At 29.6% G+C, this 10,185-nt stretch carries 10 protein-coding genes; 9 read left to right on the plus strand and 1 reads right to left on the minus strand.

The genetic code is table 11. From position 1 onward, the window contains the following. Positions 1 to 68 precede the first annotated feature (68 nt). From bla to B2U95_RS00625, 7 genes are all read left to right on the plus strand, one after another. Positions 69 to 869: a subclass B1 metallo-beta-lactamase gene (gene bla, locus B2U95_RS00595; protein WP_296311290.1), complete on the plus strand. Its 801-nt coding sequence runs from the start codon at positions 69 to 71 to the stop codon at positions 867 to 869. A gap of 354 nt (positions 870 to 1,223) precedes the next feature. Beyond that, positions 1,224 to 2,075 (plus strand): hypothetical protein, encoded by an 852-nt coding sequence (locus B2U95_RS00600; protein WP_296311293.1) that lies wholly within the window; start codon positions 1,224 to 1,226, stop codon positions 2,073 to 2,075. 185 nt (positions 2,076 to 2,260) lie between these two features. After that, positions 2,261 to 3,049, plus strand: coding sequence for a hypothetical protein (locus B2U95_RS00605; RefSeq protein WP_296311296.1), 789 nt, complete (start codon positions 2,261 to 2,263; stop codon positions 3,047 to 3,049). Between the two features lie 223 nt (positions 3,050 to 3,272). Beyond that, positions 3,273 to 3,953 (plus strand): hypothetical protein, encoded by a 681-nt coding sequence (locus tag B2U95_RS00610; protein WP_296311298.1) that lies wholly within the window; start codon positions 3,273 to 3,275, stop codon positions 3,951 to 3,953. 153 nt (positions 3,954 to 4,106) lie between these two features. Next, positions 4,107 to 4,991 carry a LysR family transcriptional regulator gene (locus B2U95_RS00615; protein WP_028284072.1) on the plus strand — a complete coding sequence of 295 codons (885 nt, stop codon included), beginning with the start codon at positions 4,107 to 4,109 and terminating at the stop codon, positions 4,989 to 4,991. A 76-nt stretch (positions 4,992 to 5,067) separates the two neighbouring features. Then, the gene (locus tag B2U95_RS00620; RefSeq protein ID WP_028284073.1) at positions 5,068 to 5,988 is read left to right on the plus strand and encodes a YeiH family protein; all 921 of its coding nucleotides are present in this window, start codon (positions 5,068 to 5,070) and stop codon (positions 5,986 to 5,988) included. A 186-nt stretch (positions 5,989 to 6,174) separates the two neighbouring features. Next, positions 6,175 to 7,032 (plus strand): extracellular solute-binding protein, encoded by an 858-nt coding sequence (locus B2U95_RS00625; RefSeq protein WP_084553688.1) that lies wholly within the window; start codon positions 6,175 to 6,177, stop codon positions 7,030 to 7,032. A 553-nt stretch (positions 7,033 to 7,585) separates the two neighbouring features. Here the strand turns inward: B2U95_RS00625 and B2U95_RS00630 are convergent. Further along, positions 7,586 to 7,930 (minus strand): DUF983 domain-containing protein, encoded by a 345-nt coding sequence (locus tag B2U95_RS00630; RefSeq protein WP_034894714.1) that lies wholly within the window; start codon positions 7,928 to 7,930, stop codon positions 7,586 to 7,588. Positions 7,931 to 8,024: 94 nt separating this feature from the next. On the opposite strand from B2U95_RS00630, the gene B2U95_RS00635 reads away from it, so the two are divergent. Then, a complete protein-coding gene (locus B2U95_RS00635; RefSeq protein ID WP_296311313.1) occupies positions 8,025 to 8,900 on the plus strand; it encodes an AraC family transcriptional regulator in 876 nt (291 codons plus the stop codon). Between the two features lie 185 nt (positions 8,901 to 9,085). Next, positions 9,086 to 10,048 carry a DUF2268 domain-containing putative Zn-dependent protease gene (locus B2U95_RS00640; RefSeq protein ID WP_296311316.1) on the plus strand — a complete coding sequence of 321 codons (963 nt, stop codon included), beginning with the start codon at positions 9,086 to 9,088 and terminating at the stop codon, positions 10,046 to 10,048. Positions 10,049 to 10,185 lie beyond the last annotated feature (137 nt).

Below are 10,185 nucleotides of genomic sequence, written 5' to 3' on the forward strand. Positions count from 1 at the left end.
CTTGTCCTTAACCGTGCACGTTGGCAGCAACCTAAAAAGCAACTCGTAAATAAAGAACAAAATTTAATATGAAAATATTATTAGCATTCACTCTTTTTTTAGGTTTGACCTTTATTTCGTGTAAGGAATCATCTTCTAAAAATAATCAGGCAAATCAAAAAACCAATAATGAAACAACGAACGAACCTTTAATCGACAGCTTGATAATTTATCAAACAGAAAATCTAATAATTAAAAAACTATCAAATCATATTTATGAACATATTTCCTATTTAAATACGGACGATTTTGGAAAAGTTGCCTGTAATGGTATGTTAGTTATAAATGAAAATGAAGGTGTTCTTTTTGATACTCCAACTGACAAGAAAAGTTCGATAGAATTAATCAATTTCGTAACTAAAGAACTAAAATGTAAAATAATAGCTCTTATCCCAACTCATTTTCATAACGATTGTGTTGGTGGATTAGCAGAATTTGAAGAACATAATATTCCAACTTATGCTTCTAAACAAACTATAGAATTATTAAAAGAGAATGGTCAAAAGTTCTCTCAACCAATAAAAGATTTTACTGATAGTCTCACATTAGATATTGGAAATAAGAAAGTTTATGCGGATTACTTTGGAGAAGGCCATACAAAAGACAACATTGTAGGTTATTTTCCAAATGACAAGGCAGTTTTTGGCGGCTGTTTGATTAAGGAGGTTGGAGCGAGCAAAGGATATTTAGCAGATGCCAACATTAATGAATGGTCAAAAACGGTAGTAAAAGTTAAACAGAAATATCCCAATGCCAAAATTGTGATTCCAGGACACGGAAAATGGGGCAATACTGAATTATTTGATTATACAATAAAATTATTTGAATAGAAAAGGCAGCTGCCAACACCGTATATAGCTCATAGCTAATTAGTTGCTCAATCGAAGTTAAGGCATATTTGGAAGTCCGCCAAATTTTTTAATTTGGCTTATTGATAAAAAAAGATAATAAGAAAATTAAAAAATTCGGCTCGTGCTTAACCGAAAATAATTTTATAATTTACGCGCTACGAGCCATATACAACACCGTTGTGTGTAATTTACCATCGAAATACAGCAAATTAACGTCTTTACTCCATATTTCGTTAATACCTCGTTAATAACGTTAGCCATTATTTGACTTTTTTGTTGTTTTTAAAATATAATTTAGCCGAATACTTTAATAATTAAAATTTTCAAAAATTAATGGTCGGCATTTTATATATAATCATTCCTATATTATTGATCTTAGGATTGAATACTATCCCAACAATAAGAAATTATATTTATCAGTATCTATCAGAGTTTTTAACTGCCTTTGGAGCTATTGGATTGACACTGATTGATATAATGTCCGATAGTGATAAAATTTTTGTGGGAGATAATACTTGGGAAGATTCTTGGGGTCTTTTATTAATTTTCTTTTTTATAATTCTATTATCTGCAATAGTAGTTAGTGCTAAAAGAAATAAGCATAATTTATCTTTGCAAGAACAAGTCAATCAGAATAAAAATTTAGAAAGAGAAATTGAATTATACCATAAAGAATATTATAATTTATGCAGTAATAATATTCTATACTTATTTAAGGGTTTTTTTACAAGTGGTAACGAAAGAATAAGCATTTATAAACATCAAGGAAGTCATTTCACTTTATTGGGAAGATATGCTAAAAATCCATCGAATAATAGTCAAACAACTTATGAATACAAAGATAACGAAGGTTTAATTGGTAAAGCATGGAATGAGGGAGAACTGACTATAAATGATGCTCCAAAATGGGTCAAAAATGGCAGGGAGTATAAAAAATTCATGAGAAATAATTGTAATATCACTGACTCCAGATTAGGAGCAATTAGAATGAAAAGTCAATCATTTTATATTAGAACCCTGAATGATGATAATACCTCAGAAAATCCAGATGGAATTATAGTTTTTGAATCTATTTCTCCAACTAAAATAAGTAAAGAAGAATGTCGGAACTTAATAAATGATAATGAACAAGCCGTATTATCTCTACTTCAAAATATGAAAAGCTTAACAAGAAAGGTTCAGTAAACTACACACAACATCGGTTAAGCGCAAATAGCGGGTATTCCAGTGAAAAGTGATATTTTAGAGACCAAGAAATAAAAACTAAGCCGACAAGAACGTGTCCCTACTCCACGCTACTTGCCTTAACCAAGACCGTTGGGCATAATTTTTTACACAACCTTTCGAAAATTTTACTATCTTATATATAAATGGAACACTTGAAAAAAATTATAGTACTTCTTATTTCCTTAATTGCTCTAAGTTGTAGCAAAAATGATGATGACAATATCGGTTCTATAGAAACGGATATTAATTTTATGCCAGTAGAAATTTATAATAATTCAAATATATCTGAAAATCCTGGTTTAAAACTTAAACTAATAACAAGAAAAGAATTTCCTTGCGATAATTATAGTATAATTACAACGCAATCTATAGAAGGTAATGAACTAATAATAAGATTTGAAGAAATCTCAGTTCCAACAACTTGCCTCACTGCCATTGGTCCAGCAATTTCTTACATTGATTTACCAGAAAAAATTAACGAAATAACTTTTATCAATGGAAATACTATTGACAAGTATTCAATTTCAATAAATGAAGAAAAGATACTTATAAACATTATTGATAATAATTTTACGCATTTATTATTCAATCAAACTTTTAGGTATCCTCACAATTCATTTGCTTATGTCTCTGGGACAAATACTGATAATACAGAAATTTATGACCAGTTTTTAGAAGTACTCAAAGAAAATCCTAATTTCACTGAATTTGACTTTGAAGGAGAAGGAAGAATACCTTATCCTACTTCTTCGGATGGACATTGGGTTAACCAGCCTTCTAAATACTTTAAATACACAGATTACGAAGAATTTGAAAATTTAAAATCAATACTCGAGAACTTTTCAAGAGAAAATATTGAAGAAAATTCAGGTGTTTCTATTTCAATTTATGGCTGGGACAATATAAGTTATCATAGTTGGCTAAGTAACTAAAAAACTATGCCCAACATCGTTTAACAGCAAATAGCGGGCATTGTGGTGAAAAATGTTATTTTAGAGACAAAGTAAAAAACAACAAAGCCGACAAGTTCGTGTCCTTACTCCACGCCACTTGCGTTAAACAAGACCGTTGGCTGTAATTTATTGTGAATAAATAAGTTACAAAATTGTATCCGCAACAGTTAAAGTTTATTAATTTTATAATAAACTTTAAAAAATGGAAAAAATTCCTATTGCCAAAATTGTTGAGTTCAGAAGAAAAAAATCTGAGAGTACAAAAATGACTCTTCTAAAAAACTTAAAAAAAACAAAAGAAAAAAAAGATAATTCAAATGGCGGAGACTATTGGACAACTTCAATAAGCTCAATAAGTCAATATTTTAAGGATGAAAATCAAGATATAATTTTAGATAAAATAGATGATTTATTAGGTAGACATGATTTGACCAAATCCAAAACTTCTAAAATTATGTATCAAAAAAATATCGAAATATTACATAATTTTGAAGATTTTAATTTTGAGAGTTTTAAACCAAAATCTAAGATTAAATATATTTCAAAGCCTGTAGAGAAATCGATAATTAAAATTTTAGACTTACCAATTCAAGTTAGACCGCAACATGTTTATACATATGAAGAGAATGGAATTGACAAAATTGGAGCTACATGGTTTGTTGCTAAAAAAGATGGATTTGAAACTGCAGAAATTGGAATTTTCACAGAAGCTTTATTTGAATATTTAGATATTAATTATTCAAATAAATATGAAATTGACCCAATATATTGCATAGCTATTGATGTTACAAATTTAATAGACGTAAGACAAAATCAAATATTTAAAAAAGAGGTTCCTTCTTTACTTAATTCCAGTTTAGAAGCAATTAAAAAGATGCTTTAGTGAAATAAACTACAGCCAACAACGGTTATCACAAATAACGGGTTTTATCGAAAAAGTGTAATTTAGTATCCTAAGTAAGAAAATACTTAAACCGACAAGTCCGCATCCCTACTCCCGCAACTTGTGTTAACCGAGACCGTTGTACACAAGCTCATGAAAACAAAATTATACATATTCAAAATTGTTGCTAAACATTTAAGTTTTACAAAAGCTGCCGAGCAATTGTATATTTCACAACCTGCCATATCTAAAGCAATTAAAAATTTAGAGCAAGAATATGAAACAACATTTTTTGTTAGAAAAAGGAACTCCATTGAATTAACATTAGAAGGAAAATCATTTCTTATATATGTCAATAAAATATTGGCTATATATTCTGAAATGGATGAGCAATTTCTACATAAAAATGACACCTTCCCGAAATTTATAAATTTTGGAGTAAGTACAACCTTATCCAATTATGTCATTCCTAAAGTGATAGCAAAGTTTAGAATGCAATTTCCTCAAACAAAATTTAATATAATTAGTAATAATTCTGAAAATATTGAAAATTTAATTTTAAATGAGGAAATCGATTTTGGAATTACAGAAGGGAATTTTTCTAACCCAAAACTACACTTTGAAAAATTTATAAAAGATGAAATTGTTCTAGTAACCAATGTTAACAATACTTCGTTTAAAAAAGGAAGTGTTGATATAAAAACGCTACAAAAGATTCCAATGATTGAACGTGAAAAAGGTTCTGGTACTAGAGAAATTATAGACACTTTTTTAAATGATAATCATATTTCAAAATTAAATTGTGTAGTAACATTGAACAGTACCGAAGCTATTAAAAACTATCTGTATAACTCAACTGACTATGCACTTCTTTCAATCAATGCCATTAAGGATGATTTGATAAATAACAAACTGAAGATAATAGACATAAAAGGCTTAAGTATTGAGAGATGGTTTTATTTTGTAAAAAGAACAGGTTATCTTTCTAGTTCTTTGGAAAATTTTGAGAAATTTATCCGTCTCAATTATAACTTTTAGTTATCTCCAATAACAAATTAATTTGCTTATAGGTTATTAATTCAATCTACTTTTGTATCAAATAGTACTAAATGATATGAAAGATATATTTTCAAAAACAGTTTACTTCCTTATAGTTATTGTTGCACTTTTAGGTGTTATAAACAGTCCAAGCGCCTTGTTACTTGGGTTTATATATACCATTATTTTCAATAATCCGTTTAAAGAATACAGCCATAAAGCAATCCATTATTTTCTAAAAATTTCAGTTGTTGGATTAGGATTTGGAATGTTTATCAAAGAAACTTTAGAAACAAGTAAAGAGGGATTAAGTTTGACTATATATTCAATATTTCTAACTGTAACGCTAGGTTTACTGTTAACAAGAGTTTTGAAATTAAATTTAAAACTTGGTCATCTAATCACATCTGGAACAGCAATTTGTGGAGGGAGTGCGATTGCTGCAATTTCGCCAGTTATTAAAGCTAAAAGTAAAACGATAAGTATTGCTTTAGGTATCGTGTTTCTATTAAATTCTATTGCATTGTTTGTATTTCCAGCAGTTGGACATTTTCTAAGTTTAACACAAGAACAATTTGGTTTATGGTGTGCAATTGCTATTCACGATACAAGCTCGGTAGTTGGAGCTGCATTAGGTTATGGAGATGAAGCATTAAGAATTGCAACAACAGTAAAACTGTCTAGAACTTTATGGATTATCCCTCTATCTATTTTTTCAATGTTTTTATTCAAAACAAAAGGTGAAAGAATAAAAATCCCATATTTTATTGTTTTATTTATTATTGCGATACTAATTAATAGTTACCATATTTTACCAGAAACAGCTACTAGTTTTATCGTATTAATGGCTAAGCGTTTATTAATAATCACATTATTTCTTGTAGGTTCAACCATTTCTATAAAAGATTTGAAATCTACTGGAATGAAACCTATTGTATTAGCGCTAAGTTTGTGGATTTTTATTTCAATATTCTCATTAATATATATTTTGAATTAAAGCAAATTCATAACAATTTGTAAATTAACTGTTAGATCCTCGCCTGCTTATGAAAACACTTTCATATTTTATACCTTCCCACGGTTAATGGTTATGGTTTATTTATTAAATTAGGCACTGAAGGAGTATAACTAATCAACAGAAACGTTGGTGACAATTATAACAATGAATTAAAAATAAGATAAGATGATAACAAAGTATAATGCAATAATTATTTCCGTTCTCTTTTTGATATTATCAGCTTGTTCTGATATTAAGAATAAAAAAACATCAGACAGTGAACAAAAAGCGGGTAATGATAAATTAACATCCGAAATTCTCGAGCCAGAAATTATTTATCAGCCTGCGGATGGAATTGTTAAAATATATGGTGCTGGAGGACCCCAACCTGCAATAATTGATGCAGCCAATAAATTTCAAGAAAAAACGGGTGTCAAAGTAGAAGTCATCTTTGGACCAGAAGCAAAATGGACAAAAAGCGCACAAAATGATGCTGATATAATCTGGGGAACTGCTGAACAAGGAATGACTGCATTCTTAGAAACTTATACAGAATTCGATAGTGATAAGGCAGAACCTGTTTACCTACGACCAGCAGTAATTGCTGTTAAAAAAGGAAACCCTAAAAATATTAAAAGTATCGATGACCTATTTGAACCTAATATAGGTATTGTTGTGGTAGAAGGTGCTGGAGTCTATAACACATCTGGTACTGGAGTTTGGGAAGACATTGTTGGGCGTAAAGGAAAGTTAGATGATTTAAAAAAGTTCAGAAAGAATATAGTTGCCTTTGCTAAAGGAAGTGGAGCCGGATTTAAAGCATTTAAACAACCTAATGCTGATGCCTGGATAACTTGGAACTATTGGGTTATTGACCACCCAGATGAAGCTGATATAGTAAAAATTGATATTGATCGAATCATTTACAGAGATTTAACTCTAGTCACAAATGATAAAGCAGATCCTGAAGCAAAGGATTTTATTGAATTTATGAAAAGTGAAGAAGGTTGGGTGTTTTTTGAAAAACACGGATGGATTAGATAATTCTTTTTGCATACAATTTAAAGGAACAAGTAATTAATCGATTTAGAAAGAAATAAAGGCTAATGCTTGTATTATTAGACCCACTAAAAATATTTTTAACGGTTTCTCAAACAATGTAGAAACATAAGAGGGATTGACCGAATATTCCAGAATATATGAATACTAATTTAACGTGTAATAATTAATCGTTAACATATTATACCTGCAACAGCTAGTAGTTTTATCGTATTAATGGCTAAGCGTTTATTAATAATCACATTATTTCTTGTAGGTTCAATCATTTCTATAAAAGATTTGAAATCTACTGGAATGAAACCTATTGTATTAGCGCTAAGTTTGTGGGTTTTTATTACATTTTTTCATTATTTATATTTTGAACTAAAGCCAGTGTACAACATCGTTTAACAGCAAATAGCGGGCATTCTGCTGAAAAATGTTAATTTTGAGACCAAGTAAAAAATAACAAAGCCGACAAGAACGCGTCCCTATTCCACGACACTTGCGTTAAACAAGACCGTTGTGCATAATATCCAACAGTGACTTTTCAGATCAATTAATAAAACATATATATCCAAATAGCCCTAGACATTCGAAAATTAAAAGAGCTACAAACAACAGCAATAACTGATATGATGAAAAACACTTTTAATGGTGATAAATCTAAAAACATCCAGAAGACTACTAAACTAGCAATCATCTCTGCAACAGCAATAGCATAACTGACAAACATAGCTCCAAAGAAAAAGCCAGTTTCTTTTTCAAATTTAAAATTACAATCTTTACACTTATCATTCATTAACGGCATGCGGAATAGAAAAATATTTCCTTTCGTTTCAAAAATATCTCCATTTTTACAATTAGGACATTTACCTTTTATAACACCTTCTACTTTATTCATATTCCGATTAAATTTATATCACAAATTTAGCAGCAAATCCAGGATTGAATGATATATTTTTTACGCTCATTTTTGTACTTTTGAGACATTTACTATGAAAATAACTGTTTTAAATATTGATCAATTCAAAAACTCCAAGGTTTTAAAAGATGTCTATGTAAACACTTTTTCACAACATATCAATTTGAATCAAGATCTAATTAATAAACCCCACAGCCATAATTTCTATTTGTGTGTTTTATTTTCGGAAGGAACTGGAACACACGAAATCGATTTTAATTCATATTCTATAAATCCAGGAAAAGTTTTTTTCTTAAAACCAGGACAGACACATTTCTGGAAATTTGATACACAACCAAAAGGTTTTATCTTTTTTCATTCTCAAGAATTTTATGAAATGACATTTGTGAACCATAGACTTACCAATTTTCCGTTTTTTTATTCCTATCAAAATCCCCCTGTAATTTCATTGAAATCAAATCATCACGATCTTCAAAAAAAATTCAAGGATTTATATCAAGAGTATGTTGATTCAGAAATCTTTAGAAACTTGAAAATAGTAAATATTATAAATGATATTTATATTGATCTAACCAGAGAATACACTTCCGATCTCGATCTATCAAACAATTCTCATTCCAGCTATCTACATATCTTAGAAAATTTTGAACATTTATTGGATCAATCCTATGACAAGCAGAAATTACCCAAGTTCTATGCTGACAAATTAAACATCAGCACAAAGCACTTAAATAGAGTAGTAAAAGAAACAATTAATAAGACTACTAATCAAATGATTTCTGACCGAGTGATTTTAGAGGCAAAAAGATTAATTGTACATTCGAATAGCTCGTTATCAAATATCTCTGAGACTTTAGAATTTTCAGATTATGCTTACTTTTCAAAATATTTCAAATCTAAGGCAGGAATAACACCTACGAACTTTAAAAAGAAGTATTCACAAAAATAATTGAGGATAGATACTATGCACAACATCGGTTAAGCGCAAATAGCGGGCAATCAGATGAAAAGTGTTATTTTAGAACCTAATTAAAAACCAACAAAGCCGACAAGAACGTGTCCCTACTCCACGCTACTTGCCTTAACCAAGACCGTTGTAGAGCATATTTAAACAAGAGAATTTTGCATAAAAAAATGTCTGACAGATCAATTTTATTACTCCTATTTTTAATTTCATTGCAATCCTGTTCCGTATTTAATTCTGGACTAAAAACAACAGAAAAACCTACAGATTCAGAAATGGTAACTTCCGATATTGACCATTTTTACAATGCTTTTGATTTGGCTATAAAAGATTCAGGTAAAGCAGAACAAATTTTCAATAAGTATTATTTCAAAAAAGGTTCTAAAGGGTTGAATGATTTCTACAAAACTAAAATTCAATCAAAGAAAAAATTTTCAGAATTTATCTTAACATTTAAATATTATTATCAATCCATAAGAATGGATATAACCGACTTAAAGGATTTAGAAAATCAGATAAAACAAAATTTTAATGATTTTGAAAAGCTTTATCCAGAAGCTAAATTTCCAGATGTTTATTTCTTAGTAGGAAAATACCAATCCAACGGTACAATTTCAAAAAATGGATTATTGATTGGAACTGAAATGCTTGCCAGAACTCCAAAATCAGATACCGCCAAATGGAATGATGATATTCTAAGAATAAGTATGGAAAGAAAACATATTCCAGTAACTGTGAGTCACGAACTCGTTCATTTTAATCAAGATAAAATGAAAGATGGAAACACATTACTCTGGAAAAGCCTTAGAGAAGGTTCCGCAGAATTTATAGCAGAGTTAATAAGCGGAGAAACAGATGCAAACTATAAAAAGTTTAAAGGCAAAGAATTGAAAGTTTGGAACGACTTTAAAAACGATAAAAACAAAAGTATATGGAATTCTTGGCAACAAGAAAGTAAATCAAGACCAAGAAATGCTGGTTATTGGATGGGTTATATGATTTGTAAAGCTTATTACGAGAAAGTCGGAGATAAAGAAAAAGTTGTCAAAGATATTCTCAGTATTCAAGATTACTCTCAATTTTTAAAAGAGAGTGAAGTTGAGAAATATCTTCAAAACAAATTTGGAACATAAATACGCTCTACAACATCGGTTAAGCGCAAATAGCGGGCATTTGATTAAAAAGTGATATTTTAGACATCAAGTAAAAACCAACTAAGCCGACAAGAACGCGTCCCTACTCCACGCTACTTGCCTTAACCAAGACCGTT

The sequence above is a fragment of the Winogradskyella sp. UBA3174 genome, from assembly GCF_002364335.1.
In the GTDB taxonomy this organism is placed as follows: Bacteria; Bacteroidota; Bacteroidia; order Flavobacteriales; family Flavobacteriaceae; genus Winogradskyella.

Coding starts and splice junctions, on each gene's coding strand:
- B2U95_RS00605 (WP_296311296.1), top strand. CDS start 2,261: ATGGAACACTTGAAAAAAATTATAGTACTTCTTATTTCCTTAATTGCT.
- B2U95_RS00610 (WP_296311298.1), top strand. CDS start 3,273: ATGGAAAAAATTCCTATTGCCAAAATTGTTGAGTTCAGAAGAAAAAAA.
- B2U95_RS00615 (WP_028284072.1), top strand. CDS start 4,107: ATGAAAACAAAATTATACATATTCAAAATTGTTGCTAAACATTTAAGT.
- B2U95_RS00625 (WP_084553688.1), top strand. CDS start 6,175: ATGATAACAAAGTATAATGCAATAATTATTTCCGTTCTCTTTTTGATA.
- B2U95_RS00630 (WP_034894714.1), bottom strand. CDS start 7,930: ATGAATAAAGTAGAAGGTGTTATAAAAGGTAAATGTCCTAATTGTAAA.
- B2U95_RS00620 (WP_028284073.1), top strand. CDS start 5,068: ATGAAAGATATATTTTCAAAAACAGTTTACTTCCTTATAGTTATTGTT.
- bla (WP_296311290.1), top strand. CDS start 69: ATGAAAATATTATTAGCATTCACTCTTTTTTTAGGTTTGACCTTTATT.
- B2U95_RS00640 (WP_296311316.1), top strand. CDS start 9,086: ATGTCTGACAGATCAATTTTATTACTCCTATTTTTAATTTCATTGCAA.
- B2U95_RS00600 (WP_296311293.1), top strand. CDS start 1,224: ATGGTCGGCATTTTATATATAATCATTCCTATATTATTGATCTTAGGA.
- B2U95_RS00635 (WP_296311313.1), top strand. CDS start 8,025: ATGAAAATAACTGTTTTAAATATTGATCAATTCAAAAACTCCAAGGTT.